The organism is Paenibacillus sp. MER 180, from assembly GCF_023713665.1.
In the GTDB taxonomy this organism is placed as follows: domain Bacteria; phylum Bacillota; class Bacilli; order Paenibacillales; family Paenibacillaceae; genus Paenibacillus_B; species Paenibacillus_B suaedae.
The window spans coordinates 46065-65293 of the sequence record NZ_JAMAVT010000004.1 but is presented as its reverse complement, the minus strand read 5'-3'; the positions used below and the strand labels follow the sequence as shown (position 1 = coordinate 65293).

The window sequence follows — 19229 nt, the reverse complement described above, 5'->3', positions numbered from 1 at the left end:
TCTAAGAAATAAGTTAAGGATAGTATAAAGGTAAGAAACTTTGAATAAGGGGTGAATAGTAATAAAATGTATACAGTTGGAAACTTCATTTATCATGAATTGCCAAGCGGGGATGTCGTTGTGCAAAATCAAGCTGGTATAGTGATGATTAATAATGAGGAAATGAAGGATTGGATTAAAATTCTTGACACAAAGACAAACACTGATCTTTCTGAGGAGGAAATCAGACAACACTTTAGCGAATACTGTGATCAATCAATAGAATTTTTGCTAAGATATAAAATTATTCAACACAAGATACAATATAGCTTTAATGTATCTACTGTTCATTTTTTTACAAATAATAGAGCTGTTGCACATAATATGAAGCAGCATATGAGCAACTATTTATCGGATTTTGATATCGATTTTTCTATAGTCGATTCTCCATTAGGAGCTAAAAATTCGAATCTTCTTAATATTATATTTTTAAATCCCTATGATAAAAAACTGGCAACAGAAATTGTATCCGAAACGAAAAAGAACGGGAACTTGTTGTTGATGACATATACATATAATAATAGCTTTTACATTGATTCGCTATATTATTGTAAATGGAAGAAGCCCTGTCACCTATGTCACATGGGTCACATTGAATCTCAATTACGGACCAGCCAGTTCGGGGAACTTACTTATCAAAATTTGATAGATCTGCTTTATAATCAAGAACCCAACTTTAAAGTAGAAACTTCACTCAATGTGATTGATATCTATTCTATTGTAACGATGATTTTTAACTATTTAGACAGGTTGATATTCCGTTCAAAAGGAAATGTCTTATTTTCTAATGAAGCACTGGAAGATATCAATTATTCGGTCATGTATGACTTGCAAACCAAAAAGATGGCTAAAGATATTAGTATCCACTGGGAGTTGTGTGATTGTTATGAATAAGTACGTTATCACCAATCAAAGTGACTATTGGGATTTAATGCTTTATAAAATTATGGACAATCATTCGTTCAATGATGTAATGAAATTTCATCAGAGTTCAACAATAGTTAAAAACGGTAGTAGCATTTCTCCATATAATCAGGAGATACTTCTATGGCTCAATCAGGTCGAGAATACAGACATTACACCTAACTTTTTTGAATTAGAAGTGAATCTACCTCCCGTGACAAAGATTAATCATCAAGGAAGCATCAGGAGTTTTAAGCTTAATGAACCGCTTGGTTTATCCCTTCTGAGTCAAATTCTTCATTTATCATTTGGTCGAAGTGCTGAATCTACATCCAAACGTTATCCCTCTGGCGGAGGCCTTTACTCTGTTTTCCCAGTTTTGGTTATTTTAGAGGTCGATAATTTGGATTATCCGCGAGGGTCATATATTTATGACAATAAGAATAATTCTATAAAATTAATAAAACAATGGAGCGATGAGGATTTTGAAACCTTAATAGGAACAATAAACTCGTGGGAAAGAAGGATGTATTCAAATTATTTTATTGCATATGCCATCGATATTCCAAGAGCAATAGCCAAATACAAAAGAAGAGGGTACAGACATGCATTAATAGAGGTCGGAACAATGGCTCAATCTTTACGTGAGTCAATATTGGATTTAAATCAATCTTTAGGGGACTTTTGTTGGTCCGGATTTGATGATAATGCATTAACGTACCTGTTAGGCTTAAATCCAAGGATATGCCCTGTAGCTTTAATACAGTGGTTTGGAAGGATGAGTTAATCATACTGTACATACTGAGAAATCAGTTGAAGTTTAATATACCGGAGAACAGATTTATCAACGGTAAAGATTATAAATCCTTTTTGTATCTCGGTAGTATCATCAGAAATCAATATATCAGTCCAACAGGCTGTAATGCTATAAGTGAAACGAAACGATTATCTTTATATAAAACATTTTCGGAATCTTTGGAAAGAAAATCATTAATGGCAGGGGGGAATCCACTTATAGGTAATATGGTGCCTACCTTTGAACTGATTAGTAGGCAACCCTCATGTTTACCCTTTGAACGAACCATCTATAGATCAGATAAAATGCAAGCTATCGATACTACTGGGACGGCTGCTCATTACGATTCATCTATTGCAGTTACAAAAGCTATTTTAGAATTACTCGAAAAAAATGCGTTATTTACTTTTTGGTATGGAAAAATAGGAAGCATAATTCCTAATACCTTGTTTCAGGATAACCTATATTATAAGAAATTATATTTGGAAGATTGTAAAGTAATGATCTTCAAAAATGACGTTTTCGCTCCAATTATAGTAATTATAAGTATTGTGGTAAAGAATAATATTATCATTTCTAGTGGTGTGGCGGCATCATGTAACTTTGAAGAGTCTTTAAATCACTCGATTAGAGAGGCGTACCTGTTGAAATGGCAGTTGCGGAGAACTGATATTTATGAAGATGGAATCAATAGTAAAAGCATGAATGAAAGAGCCCTTGAGCATCTGTCTTCGTTTTCAATTACTGATTGTACAATTTCTCCTTCTTCGGATACAATATATACAAAAATTGCCGAATATTTACCAGAGTGGATTGATAATTTACATGTGATTTTTTTGAAAAACACTACGTTTCCTTTCTTGAATTGTGTGAAAGTTTATTCATCAAATTTGTATAATCATATTCCTATTAAGCGACTTATTAATTTGGATTGTGATATTAATAAACATGTTACTAAATTGACAATTAGTAATTTAGAGTCTTATCCAGAATGTTTGGTCATATAAGGAGGTGTACTGTGCTAGTAAAAAACTATAAAAAAGGAAATCCTTTTATTGGCGATTTGTGGGTTGTAGATCAGTCAATATTTTTAAATAATACGAAGCAAGTATTTGTTCGTTCAAGTAATAATTCGGAAGCCAATGGTCATAACGCGCACTTTCGATTTAAGCAAGTATTGAAATCTGCAATCGGAGAATGGATTGAACGTCAATCAGTATCTCACGATCCTTACAAAAAAACAAATTATTTATCAGCCTTTCATTTGATTACAGGACAAGAATATAAGATACAAAAAAACAAAGTCATTTTTAAAAGTGAAGAGAATTTCACTGACTCTTGCGGGTTAGCATCACACATCAATTCTATTGACGCAGTAAACTCGGCATTTTTAGAATTCTTTGAGAGGCAAAGCCTGATTTACAATTGGATTACGAAGTCGGCGGGACAGTGGGTTTGTACGGAGACAATAACGAATAAAGAAGTGCATTTTTTGATTGGTAAGTTAAAAGGTTTTGTTGATGAGCTGTTTATTTTCGATATATCTCTTCATAAGGAGATACCGGTTATATTAGTTCTTGGCATTGGCGGGTATTATAAAACAATAGGTTTGAAGGCTGGATTTCGATTTGATGATGCTGTCAAGGGGGCACTTGAAGAGGCGATCCAAACTTTTGGGCGTAAGTGGACAAAAGCGAATGTAAATATGTATGAAGAGTACGTCGTAAACGGAAATGATGGACTTTATAAGGGTAATTATAATCGAATATCTCCTAAAAAGATGAAAGAGGAGTACTCTTATTTATGGGGGAGGCAAAGCCTAAACATAAAATTAATAGAGGAACCCAGACAGACAAAAAAGGTTTCCGAGATTATAAAAACCGTTTCAGAAGACTTATCGCTCTCACCTTATGGAGTATATATCCCTACATTTTATAATGGTTTTTCTTCAAAAATTATTAAGGTTTTCTCTCCAACAGGTTATCCACACATGTATCCAGAAAAATTTACGGAAGAAGAATCAAGGCTAAGATTTAATAAAGATCAATCACAATTTCCAAATCGAAATCGAATGATTCCATTTCCGTAAAGGAATCGTTGGGAGGTAATTATGGAAACATTCAGATTCGGCAATGGTGTTCGTCTTATTATAGATAACATGCCCAGCTCAACCAGCGTTTCTATAGGTTTTTTTCTGAAAATGGGTTCTAAGTATGAGAATAAATCAAATAGCGGTATTTCTCATATTATTGAGCATTTGTTGATAAAACAAGAAAAAGATGGTATCACGGTTGTGGAATTGTTAGAAGACACTGGCGTATCCATAAATGCATTTACCACAAAAGAGTATCTATGTGTTTACTCTAAGTGCTTACCTGAATATTGCACTCGGGTAACAAACATTTTATTGGATATTTTACTTAATCCACAATTTATAGATGTACAACTTGAAACGGAGAAAAAAGTTATACAAAGTGAAATAGCCAGATATCAAGATAATTTCTACGAAACGGTTCAGTCAAATTTAATACGAACTATGTTCAATGACCATCCACTTTCGATGGATATTTTAGGTAGTGAAGACAATATAAAAGGGATTACAACAGCTGATTTGGAACAATACTATGATGGTCATTTTTCTACCGAAGAAATGGTAATCTCAATCTCAGGCAAAGTAATTGGCGGTATGCAAGACGAGAAAATAAAAAATATTATAAGTAATATTAGAAAAAAAACAAAAAATAATAAACGTTCGATTCCAGAACTTATCATCACGTCAGCTGAGGAAATCACTTACAGGCGGACATATCAAAACTTTTTTTGCTTCGGTTACCCGACAATTTCTTATTTACATAAGGACATTGTGAAATTATTGACTCTTGTCCAAATACTCGGGGTAGGCTCTAGGTCCGTATTAGCAAAAAAAATGCGTGGCGAAGAGGGATTAGTATATTCATTACATGCGAGCGCTGTTTTATATAAAGAAGGGGGTGTATTACTGTTTAAACTTTCAAGTCCATTCAAGAATGGCATGGATAGAATCCTTAGCGTTTTTAAAAGTACAATATACCATGTGGTTCAGAAAGGTATACCTGACGGTGATTTCTTGAGAGCAATCAATACAATAAAGAGTCATATGATATTCAGTTCGGAAAATAATCAGTACCGAATGCTAGAATCGGGTAAGCGCTTACTACTAGGCATAGAAACAGAAAAACACTTGGATGTATTTGATTTTGATAAATCCTTCGCATTATTTGAAGAATTAACAGTCGAAAACCTGAATGCTTTTGCAAATAACCAACTCCACGATGAGCCTTCTTACTCTATACTCCTATCGAATTGAAGAGAAGGAAGTGAAATCATGTTCAAAAAAATTTATGGATTTACGGTCTTGAATTTAAAAATCCTCTTGTCAGAGAAGGTTGTTTTCCTGTGGGCGGTGGCACTTCCTGTAGTTGTTACGCTTTTTTTTCAAAAAAGTACCACGGACAGCCTATCTATTCATGATAGCAAGATTTGGTATATGAAGTGGTTCTGGTGCTATATTATCATTGCATCGTTTGTAAATGGAATCGGATTACAGCTTGCCCGAATGCGCGAATATGGGCTGTTAAAGACGTACATCTTAATCTCCGGGAGTAAATCTCCATTTGTTATCGCTACTTTTTTGACTCAGATCATATTTAGTCTGCTTAGTCTTTCGCTTTATAATTTAATTGTTGGACTTTATTTCAATGTATTTTCTTTTGATCTCGTTGCTCAATCTTTTTTATTAATATGCATAAGCATCCCTTTCGGACTTTTTACTCTTTTTCTAACTGTACTTCCGCTCAAAATAGGCAATCTTGGTACCGTAATTAATATCATTTTATACCCATTATTTATTTTGGCCTTTAAAGATGAGCATGTATCCTCGATTTGGAACCTAATAAATCCGTTTAGCTTTGTATATCAAATGAATAAGGCTATTAGCTTTGGTACGATTCATTTTTCGCTAATAGCAGTTGGTTTCCTCTATTTACTCGTTGGTGCGCTATCGTTCAAAAAAATGAACCTTATCTCGTATGTACAAAGATAAGGACGGCAGGAGGAATGGTATGAAGGCAGAACATATTACCTTTACATACAAGAAAGCAAAAAGGGTTTTGTTTGAGGATGTCAGTTTTCGATTGCATCCGGATAAAATTAATGTATTAGTCGGTCCGAATGGGGCGGGAAAAACAACATTGTTTGACTGTATCTCCGGCATTTTGCGTCCGCAATCAGGCAATATGGATTTTCCCGGGATGGACGATATTTTATACGTTACACAATCGGTTTTTTTCTCTCCAGAATTGAAAGGGAAGGATTTCCTGAAGTTTATTAAGCGGATCGGTTATCAACGGGCAAACTCCAACCCCTTGGATTACTTTATGTCTGATGATGAGAGGGAAAGAGATTTATTACTAAAGCTGTGGGATCTGAAAATCGGGAAAATGTCGGTTGGCGAGCGGAAATGGTTGTTTATTATGATGCTTACACAAATCGAGCGGGAATTATATTTGTTGGATGAACCGACGAGCGGAGTCGATCCGACGTCAAGGAAAAGGATTTTCAATCTAGTTAATAACTTGGTAGCACAGAAAAAGGCAGTGGTGATTTCCACTCACCAATTGAACGAACTGTTGCATCTTGATTGCCACATGATCCTTCTTCATAAAGGGAAAATTTGCTATGAAGGGGATATTGACAAATGGTTGGAAATGCATGATACCGACGACCCGGATCAAGCATTCGATTTAGCTACATCTTTGTAAAGCATTAATAGCATAGAATTTGAGAAGCCCAAGAGGATCCTTATGGTAGGGATCCTTTTTTTATTGTTGGAAAAGTTTTATTTTGTAAATTTTCCTAAAATTAAGATCAAGTGATTGGAGGAAATTCGTGATAAATTTGCACCAGAAGCAATTATTCTAATGAAGTTATCAAATGATTAGGGAGGGGCGATTATTGTGTCTCTACTCTTTTGGGACGAATCCGAATATTTGATATGCAAAATAGAAACCATTCGGCAGCAAATGGTGCAAGCAGCAGAAAAAAAGAGCCTCGTTGATGAAACGGTTGTGAAGTTAAGCCAAGAATTGGACATTTACCTTGTGAAGTATCAGAAATCTAAACTATCAAAAAACAAAAAATCTATATAAAGGAATGTTGAGTGGTGCAAAAAATTCGGATATATTCAATTCCACTTACAAGTAGTGTCGACATTTATAACCTGTAATTTTAGCATGTTTGCGCTCATCATATCTCTTAGTAATGGTTAATTTCTAATTAGAACCGGATTGTGAGAAAGGCGAAGCCGTGCTTCGCCCTTTTTTATTGCAAGCAAGGTAAGGCTCACATGCAGCTACCAATAACGCGATCCGTCCCAGCGAAAATGACTGAGCATTTCCTCATCGATAACCAGTCCGATGCCGGATCCATCTGGAATGTCAACGACTCCTTGGTGAACACGATTTAGTACCAATTCTGTAAACGGATTGTCCATCATATCCCATTCGATTGGTTCAATCGCTTCGTTAGCGTTCATTTTGCTCCAGGAAGGTAAGCATGCGTGGGCCAATAAAACGTATCACCGGGCTATTGTCCATCGAAGCGCGAATGGTCGCGGTGCACGCAAGCTTCAGTATATAGCGATACGAATCGATTCCGCCAAGATGAAGCGGGTCAGGCTGTTGTTTGAAGAGGATTGTCTACCTGTCAAAGGCTGTGTGAAATAGGGGAGATGAAATATGAATCGGCTAGACGAAATCTCCTGCCTACGGTTGGCGTTGAAGATCCTCTGTATGCGGATTTTCAATTTAATGCTATCTTTTCGGATAGGAAGGATGGATTGCAAATCTATCATATTGAACCGATTCTCTTTTTAGCTCTTTTCATGTTTTCCATTTGAAATTCCAGTATATAAATATCCAGTTGTTGGCTTATCCGAACTACATTTTCATCAGTGAGATTTTCGTTTTTATTTGCAAGATTAATTAATTCTTGCCTAAGCCTATTAATTTTATTTTGATTGATGCATTCGTTTTCAATATCATTAACTCTTGTATATTGTAATGCGCTTTCCAGAAATTCAGATATTCCTTTATGGAGATCACCAACTGAAATGAAATATTCGGCTCGGTGATAATAATATTCGGCTAACTGTGAAATTACATTGGGGTTATCTGTGATAATGGTTTGTGGATTAATTGGATATGTAAGCAGTTTTTTTGCTTCATCGAACCGGTTGCCGCGCAAATATAATTTCATTAACTGATTGATTGCTAGAAGTGAATCCTCCTGGCTGCATGTTTTCAGAAAGTTCTTAAGCAGTTCGATAGCTACTTCGGAGTCTCCTCTTCTGGCGTTTAATGATGCTTTCATAAGCAATGAATATGCTTTGATGTGTGGGTAGTCATATTTTTCATACTTCTGTGAGTAATATTCGGACTTGTCGAAATCCTCAAGATAGAAATAAGAATCGCGTAATATGCCAAGCGCATTGATGTAGTACCAATTGTCTGCATCTGCTTCTTGGAGTACATGAAGGCAGAAATCAATGCTCTCTCGATATAAAAATAAATTAAATGCATGAACACCAAATTTGTAATACAGAACGATTCTTTCTTCACAACTTAGAAAGTGGGCATATTCCACAATATATTTGCGGCTAGTATACACTGAACGGAGCTGGGAGAAGTCATCCCTTTCGATGAGGTACACCTGAAAAAGCCCTTTTGCCAGAAACGGTATAATACCGTGGTCACGCGAATAATCAATGATCAATTGATACAAGGCTAACCGAATTTCCTTGCGTTCTACGGTGGCTGTGAATTCATATAGACGTTCGACTAAGGAGTGACTTTCGTCGCTGGGCGATGCCAAGAATTTGGCACCTACTTTTCGCGTCAGCTCGGCAGAGCCTAAATGCTCAATCACCTCCTGCATTACATGTAGCAGGGTATCTGCTCTTTTATCAATGCTTATGTACAGTTCGATAACCGCATCCAACGGTATGTGTAAGGCTTTGGCAAGGGGACGAATCGTCGTATATTCCGGCCTTTTGACGTTTTCGTTTTCGATTTTGGATATTGTTCCTATATGGATGCCCGAAGATTCCGCTAATTGCGCTAAAGTCATTCCTCTATTGCGCCTATAACTATGTATTAATTCACCGATGGACGATACCTGTGTCATCCAGTATGCACCTACTCTCATTTTCAATCGTATTTACCTATATATTACCATTATCTTTGTCGAATGGAGATAAGCGGAAATTTTTCATGATTTAGTGAAATGCAATGTTTTTCTAGACGCACAAGGTTCAATTATGAAAGAAAACGAGCCTCCGAGCAACTCGGACACGCCCCTCTCAAATTAACCAACAGCGAGAAGTATTCCGCTCGATGGTGATAATATTCAGCTAGTTGTGAAATTGTGTTGGGATTATTGTCAATGATGTGTTGTGGGTCGATGGGGTAGGAAAGTAAATCTTTGGCTTCTTGTAATCGATGCTCCTGCAAATAAATAATCATTAATTGATTCAAAGCTAACAGAGCTGTGTTCTGATCACACGTTTCTAACAAAGAAGTGAGTTGGGCTATCGCCAAATCTGTATTTCCTCTCTTGGCATGAAGCTGTGCTTTGATCAGTAACGTATTTTCTTTGATGTAAGGGCCATCATACTGTGAGTAGAGGTGAGTGTAATATTCAGAATTGTCGTAATCCCCGATTTGAAAGTACGCCCCCCGCAATATACCAAGAGCATGAACGTAGTATTGATTGTCAGGCTCAGCTTCCTGAATCACATGATGGGCAAGCTCGATGCTCTGTGGATACAGATATAAATTATATGCATGAATCCCTAGCTTGTAGTAGAACATGATGCGATCTTCTGCACTCAAAAAATGCGCGTACATCTCGATATGTTTGTAACAGTCGTATACATCTCGAAGCCGAGCAAAATCGTCCCGTTCTATTAAGTACACCTGTAAAAGTCCTCTTGCCAGAAACGGCATAATACCGTGGTCGCGTGAGTAGTCAGCGATCAATTGATACAAGGCCAAGCGAATTTCCTTGTGTTCCACGGTAGCTGTGAAACCATATAGACGTTCGACTAAGGAGTGGCTGTCATCGCTGGGTGATGCCAGGAATTTGGCGCCTACTTTTCGCGTCATCTCTGCGGAGCCTAAATGCTGAATCACATCCTGCATTACATGCAGGAGGGTATCTGCCCTTTTGTCAGAGCTTATGTACAGTTCGATAATCGTATCCAACGGTATGTGTAAGGCTTCGGCAAGCGGACGGAGCGTCGTATATTCCGGCCTTTTGACGTATTCGTTTTCAATTTTGGATATTGTGCCTATATGGATGCCCGAAGATTCCGCTAATTGCGTTAAAGTCAAGCCGCTATTGCGCCTATAACTATGTATTAACTCACCGATGGACAATATCTTTGCCAACTTGTATGCACCTACTCTCATTTTCAATCATATCTCCCTATATTTTACCATGCATTTTGTTGAATGGGGATGTTTGGTTTTCTTGGGTAAGATCAAAAGTTAATATAATGTCGATTGTAGGGTAACTAATCAATTCCATTAACAAAAAAGAACCTTGCCAGTACGGTGGCAAGGTTCTCCATGGATGATGCGAGAGACAGCAATCTAAATATCATCCTCATTCATGTCTCGTGAGCCCCAATAAAATAGGGCAATGACGAAAGCAATAACAATAATGAATGGGGCATAAAAGATTAAAAATTGATTCATCTGCTCTGTGCTCCTTTATATTTAACATAGCACTGCACGACATACATATCTGCCGCTTCATCCGCTGCATGCATTGCATGAATTGCCTTCTGATTCTCTTAGATGTGCTTCTTGCCCGACCGTCCACCTATGCCATTCTTGATCCCCTTCACATAGTTCGCGTCGAACAGGAACAAGCGAAGGAGCAGGAAGAGGGAAGGCAGCAGAATGAGCAGTCCAAGGACGAATACAACGATCAGCGCATAGGCCATAGCCGGATTCGTGACATGCTCATAGACATTGATGTATGGGTAGAGCACATAAGGCAAATGTGCCGATCCGTATCCGAACCAAGCGAACCCGAATTGTAAGATGACACATAGAAACGCTAAGCCATAACGGCGTCTTCTCCATACATAATAGACGGCGATGACGAAGAACAGGAAGGACAGAACGAACATCCATGCCCGATCCACCATATTGTTGAAGTGCTCCGCATTATGACCCTGAATGGCGTAGAATACGAACAAGCTGGCTAGAATGGTGGGCGCGGACCACATCAGGGCGTATTTGCGCACAATGTTGAGTGCCCCTTCATCCTCAGCTTTGGATGCATAGTACGTCAGGAACATGGCGGAAATGTACAACACGCTGACCAGGGCGAGCACGATAACTGAATAGGGATAGATGTTAGTGAACAGGCTCAGGAACTGGAATGAAATGCTGCCGTCAGCCCCCTCCGAGATATACCCTCCTTCAGAAATCGCGAGCACGGTGGACAGCGCAGCGGGAATAAGCCATCCACTGACTCCATATAGAAACAGGTAGATCCGATTACTCTTAATCCCATATGTGCTAAAGGCATAGTACGATCCTCGTATGGCAAGCAGAATGAGCGCTAGACTGCCTGGGACGAGCAGTGCTGTTCCATAGTAGTACGCGGAATCTGGGAAGAACCCAACCAAGCCGATATAGAAGAAGACTAAGAACACATTCGTTACTTCCCAGACAGGGGACAAGTAGCGCTCAATCACCTTATGGATAATATGGCGCTTGCCCGTTACCGAGCTGACATAACTGAAGAATCCTGCCCCGAAGTCGATGGACGCAACAAGCAAATAGCCGAACAGGAAGATCCATAGAACGGTGATGCCGACTAATTCGTAACTCATTTCTTCCCTCCTCCTTCCCAGCCAAGTGCCTTAATTTCGTCTTCAGCAGGGTTGTGCTTGAACATGCGAATGAGCACCCGAATGGCTGTCACTGTAATGACAAGATAGAGCAGCGTGAACAGCCACAGCATTGTATCCACGTGATTGGATGTTGTTGCGCCCTCGGCTACGGTCATGACTTTCCATAGAATCCAAGGCTGCCGTCCAATCTCAGCGAACATCCATCCGAATTCGATAGCCAACACAGAGAGCGGAGCGCCAAGCACAACGGCTCTAAGCAGTAGTCGATTATGCGGCTTTTTCAGACTTTGCCGGCGATTGCGCATGAACCAGATGACATACCATAGGGACACGACTGTTAGATACATGCCGATAAACACCATGGAGTCGAAGAAGTAGTGGGATGCCTTAAGCGGAGGTCTCTCCTCCACGGGCACTTCGTTCAATCCCTTCACGACAGTATCGGGGGTGCCGCCTGCTAATATGCTCAAGGCAAATGGGATACGAAATCCGTATTTCACCTCATTATTTTCGGTAAGAATGCCGCCGAAGACGAGCTCAGCATGGGACTTCGTCTCGAAGTGCCATTCTGCTGCCGCCAGCTTCTCGGGCTGATATTCATGCAAATACTTGCCTGAGAAGTCGCCGATGACGGCTGTTGCGACAGAGAAGAGCAGGGCGGTCACCATCGACATGCGGAGCGCTTTTTTGTAATACGCGTGAGTGCGGCCGCGCAGCAGAGACATCGCTGAGATGGCTGCCATAATGAAGGCACAAGTCACATAGGCGGTTGCGAGCACATGTCCAACTTTCGTCGGCATGGCTGGATTAAACATCGCTACGATGGGTTCAATATTCGTCATTTTCCCGTTCACCAGATCAAATCCGCGTGGAGCATTCATAAAGCCGTTAACGGCCGTAATGAAGAAGGCAGAGGCTGAGGAGCCTATAGCGACCGGAACAAGCAGAAGAAAATGATAGATGCGATTCGGGAAGCGATCCCAGGTGTATAAATAGATGCCAAGAAAGATGGCTTCCACAAAGAACGCGAATGTCTCCATGAATAAAGGCAAAGCGATAGCCTGTCCTGCAACCCTCATAAAGTTCGGCCACAACAAGCTCAATTGTAGACCGATGCATGTCCCTGTTACGACGCCTACAGCTACAGTAACCGTGAACCCGCGAGCCCAGCGGCGTGCCATAAGCAGATAATAAGAGTCGCCTCGCTTAATGCCGATCCATTCCGCAAGTGCAATCATTAACGGCATGCCGACACCAATAGTGGCGTATACGATATGTACGAACAGTGTTAGCCCGGTAAGTATGCGGCTGAAAATAACCGGATCATAGGTGAGCATGTGAGGTCAACACTCCTTCAAATATAAGTTCCGATCGTTCAGAATAGCCTTCGCAAGAAGGACAGCAGCATGATCGCGCCAACAACAAAGCAGACGACGATAAGCATTTTTTCTTGCTTTCTTATTTTTTCAATATGGTTGTTATCAGATCCCATTCATAGTCCCTCCCTTTTATCCCGAGAGAACGATCCCCGAAAAATAGGTTTGCCCTTGAAAAAGCTCCTAGTGAAATGATGCCCGTTTTTTCGATGTCTATGATGAAATCGTGAAAGTTAGTCTTATCAAGATATGAAAATGAGGAAAAGTCGATTTACAAAATCTTAAAACACGCAATATGGCAGCATTAACATTACCGTGCTACATTGGGACTAAAGACTGATAACAGGACTAGAGTAGGAGTGGGAGCTTATGACGATGTTGCTAACGAAGATGGAAGCAAGACGAGAGGAAGCGAATCGACAATCCATAATGAAGAGAGAGTATGAGGATCTCATTCATTTCGCACCGATTATTCTTGCCAGCACCACCATTGAAGAAGCGGATCATCGATTTCGAGAGGATGGCTCGCTGCGCTGCCTTGTCATAGGAAATGAACATTCTGAACCGATTGGCATTGTGATGCGGGAGAGATTCCATGAAAAAATGAGCAAGCGGTTCTCTCCTGCACTTTATTACGAAAAACCAATTTTACGCGTAATGGATAATGAGGCACTCATTGTCGAATGCGGTATTGAAACTGAACAACTATTGGATATGTCAGCGTCCCGTTCTGAGGAACGAATGTACGACAGTATTGTGGTCACACGTAGGGGCAAATATGTCGGAATACTCACCTCCAAGCAGCTGTCATCCTTATCCAATCAAATACGACTCGAAGCGAAGCAGAAGGAATCGGAGGTTATTACGTCCACGCGGGGAGCATTGCACAGCATATTAACAGAAACAGAGCATGTCCGCCAAGCTTCAGCAGATGGCAAATCGCACGCAGATCGGATGATCGACGAAACATTGACGGGAAAGACTGTGCTTGATCAGGTATCTTCAGCATTTCAACAGGTGTCAATACGTGTGGAGAGCCAGGCAAGACAAACAAAGAAATTGACAGAGCATACAACAGCGGTGGCGGATGCCGTCAGCGTTATTCGCTCATGGTCAGATTCTTGTCATATGCTGGCGCTCAATGCATCCATTGAAGCTGCGCGTGCAGGGGAACATGGGCGCGGGTTCGAGGTGGTTGCGTCCGAGGTGCGCAAGTTGGCTTCGTTAACCAAGGCAGCCACGGAGCAAATCGATGAGACGCTCCATCAGATGATGGAAGCCTTAACGCTGACGATTACAACTGGCGATCAAGCTCATTCCGAAGTGAATACGACGCTTGAAGGGTTGAACGCTGCCTTGTCCAAGTTCGAGCAACTGTTCCGTGCCATAGCAGAAAATCGCAATCGATTGGATCAAGTAGATGCTTACGCAGCACGCATGGCTGTGACAGCGAATGAGGCAAATCGACAGTTACAGACAATGTCAGCGCAAGATTGATTTTTTTTACATTCCGTTAACAAATAAACCAAACAGTCTTAACAAACAGCCATTAACATACTAGATGTGAGACAAACAACGAATACATTACAACACAACACATGGGAATCAATCAAAAGGAGTGGATTGTCTTGAAAAAATGGGGAAAACAAATCATGATGCTCACGCTCGTAGCAGCGTTGACAGTAGTATTGGCTGCTTGTGGAGGCAAGAAGGATGATGCTTCTGCAAATCAAGGAAACAACGCGGCAACAACGGAAACGAACAATTCGGCGAAGGAAACGACTAGCCCTGAGAAGTTGACAGGCACGATCGAAATAGATGGATCCAGCACAGTATATCCAATCGCAGAAGCGATTGCAGAAGAGTTCGGCAAAGAGAACGGCGAAGTACGCGTATCGGTTGGTACAGCAGGTACAGGCGGCGGTTTCAAACGGTTCATTAATAGTGAGACAGCAATCAGCAACGCTTCTCGTCCAATCAAAGAAAAAGAAGCAGCTGCTGCAAAAGAAAAAGGGATCGACTACTTGGAATTGTCTGTGGCCTATGATGGCTTGTCCATCGTAGTGAATAAGGACAACACTTGGGTGGATCACATTACAACAGATGAACTGAAGAAAATCTATGAGCCTAACTCGAAAGTAAAAACATGGGCTGACGTTCGTGCAGGATGGCCAGCAGAAGATATTAAAATCTACTCGCCGGATACAAACCACGGCACATTCGACTACTTCACTGAAGAAATCAACGGCAAAGCACAAGAGAGCCGCAATGACAAGCAAATCACATTCAGTGCCGATACGAATGCTATCGTGCAAGGGGTATCTGGTGATAAGAACGCTATGGGCTACTTCGGATTCTCTTACTACGAAGAGAACCAAGACAAGCTGAAGCTAATACCAGTTGACGGCGGCAAAGGCGCAATCGCTCCTTCTGAAGAGACAATTAAAGATGGAAGTTATGCACCACTGTCCCGCCCGCTCTTCATCTATGTGAACAAGAAGAAGCTGGAGCAGCCAGAAGTGAAAGCATTCGTTGATTACTATATGAAAAATGTAGGCAACATCGCGAAGGAAGTCGGATACGTAGCACTTCCACAAGAAAAATATGATGAGCAAATGAACTTGTTGAAATAAGAGAAGTACTGACTTCGATTTCGGTTATAGTCAGCATCATACTAGCAGTGAAATGTGATGTCTCTCCAAAAACAGATGTTTGAGGCATCACATTTTCACGAAGTCAATGTTAACGAATTGTAAAAGAACGCAAAGAGAGGTTAGGGCTATGCAGGGTAATCTCCCGCAGCGAGAGACGACGATATCATTCAAAAATGGCAAAGTACATGTAACCGATAAAATTGTTCCGATTTTATTATTTCTATGTGCCGCTTTGTCTGTAGCGACAACCATCGGGATTGTTTACACGCTCTTTTCTGAAACGTTCTCTTTCTTGAAGCAAGTCAAGATTACAGAATTCTTGTTCGGTACAACGTGGAGCCCGCTCATATCACCGAAGTCCTTCGGCATCCTGCCGCTGCTAGGTGGTACGTTAATGATTACGGTTATTGCTTGTCTGGTTGCGATACCGATTGGACTTGCAAGTGCAATCTACTTGAGCGAATATGCACCTACTCGTGTTCGCAAAATTGTGAAGCCGATTCTTGAAGTTTTGGCTGGTATCCCAACGATTGTTTACGGTTATTTTGCTCTAACCTTCGTTACGCCGTTGTTGAAGTTTATTTTCCCATCGACGGGAATGTTCAATGCGTTAAGCGCAGGTCTTGTTGTCGGGATTATGATTATTCCGATGGTCTCTTCCTTGTCTGAGGATGCGATGTCGGCAGTACCGCGCAGCTTGCGAAATGGGGCATATGCACTCGGGGCAACAAGATTTGAGGTTGCGTTGAAAATTGTGGTTCCAGCAGCTTTCTCGGGTATCGTATCATCCGCTGTACTTGCCTTCTCGCGCGCAATTGGCGAGACGATGATTGTAACGATTGCTGCAGGTGCAACACCGCATTTGACCTGGAATCCGCTAGAGAGCATCCAGACGATGACGGCTTATATTGTACAGGTCAGCATGGGAGATACACCGCATGGCTCCATTGAGTATGGAACGATCTTTGCTGTTGGTATGACCTTGTTCGTGATTACGTTCCTGCTTAATATTTTGGCGCTGTGGGTAGCAAGACGCTTCAGGGAGGAGTACTAAGCTAATGAGTATGTTTCAAGATGCAAACCGCAAACAGATTGGTACCCGCCGGAAAGTAGACCTTGTGCTTCATATCCTGTTCCTGGTGGCAACTTCTATCGGTATTATTGCGCTAATGGCCTTGCTGATTCAGATAATGATGGATGGATTGTCTCGTTTGAACCTTGATCTATTTACGAATTACCCTTCGCGAATGGCTGCGAAGGCTGGGATGAAATCAGCAATTGTCGGTTCCATTTACATGGTGCTTATTATGGCTCCTATCTCGTTCGTCCTCGGCGTAGGAGCGGCGATCTATCTTGAGGAATACGCGAAGAAGAATAGGCTAACACGGTTAATTCAACTGAATATTAGTACGTTGGCCGGGGTTCCATCCATTGTGTACGGGATATTGGGATTAACAATTTTCGTACGCGGATTGGCTCTGGAACGCAGCTTGCTCTCCGGAGCGCTTACGATGACGCTGCTCGTGCTGCCGATTATTATCGTGTCTGCACAGGAAGCCATCCGTGCAGTACCTAGGGCGCGCCGGGATGCTTCATTCGCTCTCGGTGCAACGAAATGGCAGACGGTATCCCGTTCTGTGCTTCCGTCTTCGATTTCCAGTATTATGACAGGCGTTATCTTGGCATTGTCCCGGGCAATCGGGGAGACAGCACCGCTCGTTATGATTGGGGCATTGACTTTCGTTGCGTTTCTGCCAGAGAGCATTATGGATCAGTTTACCGTTATGCCGATTCAAATCTTCAACTGGGTATCTAGACCACAACTTGCATTCCATGAGCTGGCTGCAGCAGGCATCATCGTGCTTCTGGCGCTGCTTATCATTATGAATATCTCAGCGGTTATTCTACGCAATAAATATCAGAAACATATTTAAGGAGACGATAGCATGAGCACAGCGACTGCCTTACAGACGTTAATCGACATTAAGAACTTAAACTTGTACTACGGTACGTATCATGCCTTGAAAAATGTCACTATGACGATTCCGGAGAAGGCGGTCACTGCGTTCATCGGACCGTCCGGCTGCGGGAAATCTACGTTGCTTCGTACATTGAACCGCATGAACGACATGATCATAGGCACGCGTATTGAAGGAACAGTTGCGATTGGCGGGACAGATATCTACAGCAACGAAGTTGATGTGGAAACACTTCGCAAAAAAGTAGGTATGGTATTCCAGCAGCCGAACCCATTTCCCAAGTCGATTTATGACAACATTGCTTACGGCCCGCGTCTTCATGGCATTCGCAGCAAAGCGAAGCTGGATGAGATTGTTGAGCAGAGCTTGAAGCAGGCTGTACTGTGGGATGAGGTGAAGGATTACTTGAAGCGCTCTGCCTTCGGTTTGTCTGGCGGTCAGCAGCAGCGTCTCTGTATCGCGCGCGCATTGGCAGTCAACCCTGACATTCTGCTGATGGATGAGGCGACTTCGGCCTTGGATCCAATCTCTACGCTGAAGATTGAAGAGCTTGTTCAAGAGCTGAAGCATAAGTACACGATTGTTATGGTTACGCACAATATGCATCAAGCTGCTCGTGTATCGGATCAGACGGTGTTCTTCTTGAACGGGGAAGTCGTTGAATTCGATCATACGGAGACGTTGTTCTCGAATCCAACTGATAAGCGGACAGAGGATTACATTACAGGCCGCTTCGGCTAAATTTGATAAGAAGGATAAGGAGTGTAGCTGCAAATGATCAAGCGGAGAGAGTTCGACTTGGCCTTAGAAGAACTAAGTACATTGCTTGAAGAGATGGGAACGCGGGTAGAGCGTGCCTTGTCGGAATCAATTGAGTCATTGAAGAATATGGATGTCGAGCGTGCCAAGCGGATCATTTCCGAGGATGCTGAGCTGAATCGCATTGAGGAGAAAATTATCGATCTGGGATCGAAGTTGATTTTGACACAGCAGCCTGTTGCGAAGGATTTGCGCCGCATTCTCGTTTCCTTCCGCATCTCCAATGATCTGGAGCGGATGGGAGATCTGTCGATTGACGTAGCGAAGGTTGTGCTGCGCATGGAAGGCCAGACGCTCATGAAGCCGTTGATCGACTTGCCTCGCATGGCGGAGACGGTACAGCTCATGATCAGGGAGTCGATTCAAGCTTACATTAAGGAAGACGTGAATCTTGCTTACAAAATGGCGAAGGACGATGACCTCGTCGACCAGTTGTACAGCCAGATCTTCCGAGAGCTGTTGACGTACGTTGTGGAGAATCCGCAAAATGCATCTCAGGCGATGCTGCTTACCTTCGTCGGACGCTACATCGAACGGATTGCCGACCATGCGACTAACATCGGTGAGGCGGTCGTCTATCTTGTGACGAACCAACGCCCTGATCTGAATAATTAATCATACGGGATTATTGAAGAATATGTCATCTTATTTTCCATCCTCCAACCGACCGCGGATCACCCGGTCGGTTATTTTTTT

General features: G+C 41.6%; 20 protein-coding genes. 14 read left to right on the top strand and 6 right to left on the bottom strand.

The window, feature by feature from the left end:
- Nucleotides 1–66: 66 nt before the first annotated feature.
- From M3661_RS07625 to M3661_RS30680, 8 genes are all read left to right on the top strand, one after another.
- The gene (locus M3661_RS07625; RefSeq protein ID WP_251483361.1) at nt 67–933 is read left to right on the top strand and encodes an McbB family protein; all 867 of its coding nucleotides are present in this window, start codon (nt 67–69) and stop codon (nt 931–933) included.
- Entirely contained in the window at nt 926–1729 is an 804-nt protein-coding gene (locus M3661_RS07620; protein WP_251483350.1) for a nitroreductase family protein, read from the top strand. Before M3661_RS07625 ends, M3661_RS07620 begins: the two co-directional genes overlap by 8 nt.
- 26 nt (nt 1730–1755) lie before the next feature.
- Nucleotides 1756–2745 carry a YcaO-like family protein gene (locus M3661_RS07615; protein WP_251483335.1) on the top strand — a complete coding sequence of 330 codons (990 nt, stop codon included), beginning with the start codon at nt 1756–1758 and terminating at the stop codon, nt 2743–2745.
- An 11-nt stretch (nt 2746–2756) separates the two neighbouring features.
- Nucleotides 2757–3827, top strand: coding sequence for a YcaO-like family protein (locus M3661_RS07610; protein ID WP_251483333.1), 1071 nt, complete (start codon nt 2757–2759; stop codon nt 3825–3827).
- Nucleotides 3828–3848: 21 nt separating this feature from the next.
- Entirely contained in the window at nt 3849–5084 is a 1236-nt protein-coding gene (locus tag M3661_RS07605; RefSeq protein ID WP_251483332.1) for a M16 family metallopeptidase, read from the top strand.
- An 18-nt stretch (nt 5085–5102) separates the two neighbouring features.
- The gene (locus M3661_RS07600) at nt 5103–5819 is read left to right on the top strand and encodes a hypothetical protein (RefSeq protein WP_251483331.1); all 717 of its coding nucleotides are present in this window, start codon (nt 5103–5105) and stop codon (nt 5817–5819) included.
- Between the two features lie 19 nt (nt 5820–5838).
- Nucleotides 5839–6537, top strand: a complete 699-nt coding sequence (locus tag M3661_RS07595; RefSeq protein WP_251483330.1) for an ATP-binding cassette domain-containing protein — start codon at nt 5839–5841, stop codon at nt 6535–6537.
- A 261-nt stretch (nt 6538–6798) separates the two neighbouring features.
- Entirely contained in the window at nt 6799–6924 is a 126-nt protein-coding gene (locus M3661_RS30680; protein ID WP_397376504.1) for an aspartyl-phosphate phosphatase Spo0E family protein, read from the top strand.
- A 203-nt stretch (nt 6925–7127) separates the two neighbouring features.
- Here M3661_RS30680 and M3661_RS07590 read toward each other — a convergent pair whose 3' ends face one another.
- From M3661_RS07590 to M3661_RS07570, 6 genes are all read right to left on the bottom strand, one after another.
- Nucleotides 7128–7310 (bottom strand): hypothetical protein, encoded by a 183-nt coding sequence (locus M3661_RS07590; protein ID WP_251483329.1) that lies wholly within the window; start codon nt 7308–7310, stop codon nt 7128–7130.
- Nucleotides 7311–7624: 314 nt separating this feature from the next.
- Entirely contained in the window at nt 7625–8959 is a 1335-nt protein-coding gene (locus tag M3661_RS07585) for an XRE family transcriptional regulator (RefSeq protein WP_251483328.1), read from the bottom strand.
- Between the two features lie 131 nt (nt 8960–9090).
- Entirely contained in the window at nt 9091–10224 is a 1134-nt protein-coding gene (locus M3661_RS07580) for a helix-turn-helix domain-containing protein (RefSeq protein ID WP_251483325.1), read from the bottom strand.
- A 204-nt stretch (nt 10225–10428) separates the two neighbouring features.
- Nucleotides 10429–10533 (bottom strand): cytochrome bd oxidase small subunit CydS family protein, encoded by a 105-nt coding sequence (cydS, locus tag M3661_RS30675; RefSeq protein WP_394358340.1) that lies wholly within the window; start codon nt 10531–10533, stop codon nt 10429–10431.
- A gap of 98 nt (nt 10534–10631) precedes the next feature.
- A complete protein-coding gene (locus tag M3661_RS07575; protein ID WP_251483323.1) occupies nt 10632–11684 on the bottom strand; it encodes a cytochrome d ubiquinol oxidase subunit II in 1053 nt (350 codons plus the stop codon).
- Nucleotides 11681–13042 (bottom strand): cytochrome ubiquinol oxidase subunit I, encoded by a 1362-nt coding sequence (locus tag M3661_RS07570; protein WP_251483316.1) that lies wholly within the window; start codon nt 13040–13042, stop codon nt 11681–11683. The genes M3661_RS07575 and M3661_RS07570 overlap by 4 nt, the downstream gene beginning before the upstream one ends.
- Nucleotides 13043–13450: 408 nt before the next feature.
- Between M3661_RS07570 and M3661_RS07565 the strand changes: the two genes are divergently transcribed.
- The 6 genes from M3661_RS07565 (at nt 13451) to phoU (ending at nt 19148) form a co-directional block, all read left to right on the top strand.
- On the top strand, nt 13451–14578 hold the full coding sequence (locus tag M3661_RS07565) for a methyl-accepting chemotaxis protein (protein ID WP_251483308.1): 1128 nt from the start codon (nt 13451–13453) through the stop codon (nt 14576–14578).
- A gap of 131 nt (nt 14579–14709) precedes the next feature.
- Complete coding sequence (locus M3661_RS07560) at nt 14710–15714, top strand: PstS family phosphate ABC transporter substrate-binding protein (RefSeq protein ID WP_028533816.1); 1005 nt, start codon at nt 14710–14712, stop codon at nt 15712–15714.
- Nucleotides 15715–15862: 148 nt separating this feature from the next.
- Complete coding sequence (pstC, locus tag M3661_RS07555) at nt 15863–16789, top strand: phosphate ABC transporter permease subunit PstC (RefSeq protein WP_021252120.1); 927 nt, start codon at nt 15863–15865, stop codon at nt 16787–16789.
- A gap of 4 nt (nt 16790–16793) precedes the next feature.
- On the top strand, nt 16794–17669 hold the full coding sequence (pstA, locus tag M3661_RS07550) for a phosphate ABC transporter permease PstA (RefSeq protein WP_028533817.1): 876 nt from the start codon (nt 16794–16796) through the stop codon (nt 17667–17669).
- 12 nt (nt 17670–17681) lie between these two features.
- Nucleotides 17682–18455, top strand: a complete 774-nt coding sequence (gene pstB, locus M3661_RS07545) for a phosphate ABC transporter ATP-binding protein PstB (RefSeq protein ID WP_021259694.1) — start codon at nt 17682–17684, stop codon at nt 18453–18455.
- Between the two features lie 33 nt (nt 18456–18488).
- A complete protein-coding gene (phoU, locus tag M3661_RS07540; protein ID WP_021252117.1) occupies nt 18489–19148 on the top strand; it encodes a phosphate signaling complex protein PhoU in 660 nt (219 codons plus the stop codon).
- Nucleotides 19149–19229 lie beyond the last annotated feature (81 nt).

Coding starts and splice junctions, on each gene's coding strand:
- pstC (WP_021252120.1), top strand. CDS start 15,863: ATGCAGGGTAATCTCCCGCAGCGAGAGACGACGATATCATTCAAAAAT.
- M3661_RS07595 (WP_251483330.1), top strand. CDS start 5,839: ATGAAGGCAGAACATATTACCTTTACATACAAGAAAGCAAAAAGGGTT.
- M3661_RS07590 (WP_251483329.1), bottom strand. CDS start 7,310: ATGAACGCTAACGAAGCGATTGAACCAATCGAATGGGATATGATGGAC.
- M3661_RS30680 (WP_397376504.1), top strand. CDS start 6,799: ATGGTGCAAGCAGCAGAAAAAAAGAGCCTCGTTGATGAAACGGTTGTG.
- M3661_RS07620 (WP_251483350.1), top strand. CDS start 926: ATGAATAAGTACGTTATCACCAATCAAAGTGACTATTGGGATTTAATG.
- pstB (WP_021259694.1), top strand. CDS start 17,682: ATGAGCACAGCGACTGCCTTACAGACGTTAATCGACATTAAGAACTTA.
- M3661_RS07570 (WP_251483316.1), bottom strand. CDS start 13,042: ATGCTCACCTATGATCCGGTTATTTTCAGCCGCATACTTACCGGGCTA.
- M3661_RS07605 (WP_251483332.1), top strand. CDS start 3,849: ATGGAAACATTCAGATTCGGCAATGGTGTTCGTCTTATTATAGATAAC.
- M3661_RS07565 (WP_251483308.1), top strand. CDS start 13,451: ATGACGATGTTGCTAACGAAGATGGAAGCAAGACGAGAGGAAGCGAAT.
- pstA (WP_028533817.1), top strand. CDS start 16,794: ATGAGTATGTTTCAAGATGCAAACCGCAAACAGATTGGTACCCGCCGG.
- M3661_RS07585 (WP_251483328.1), bottom strand. CDS start 8,959: ATGACACAGGTATCGTCCATCGGTGAATTAATACATAGTTATAGGCGC.
- phoU (WP_021252117.1), top strand. CDS start 18,489: ATGATCAAGCGGAGAGAGTTCGACTTGGCCTTAGAAGAACTAAGTACA.
- M3661_RS07575 (WP_251483323.1), bottom strand. CDS start 11,684: ATGAGTTACGAATTAGTCGGCATCACCGTTCTATGGATCTTCCTGTTC.
- cydS (WP_394358340.1), bottom strand. CDS start 10,533: ATGAATCAATTTTTAATCTTTTATGCCCCATTCATTATTGTTATTGCT.
- M3661_RS07625 (WP_251483361.1), top strand. CDS start 67: ATGTATACAGTTGGAAACTTCATTTATCATGAATTGCCAAGCGGGGAT.
- M3661_RS07600 (WP_251483331.1), top strand. CDS start 5,103: ATGTTCAAAAAAATTTATGGATTTACGGTCTTGAATTTAAAAATCCTC.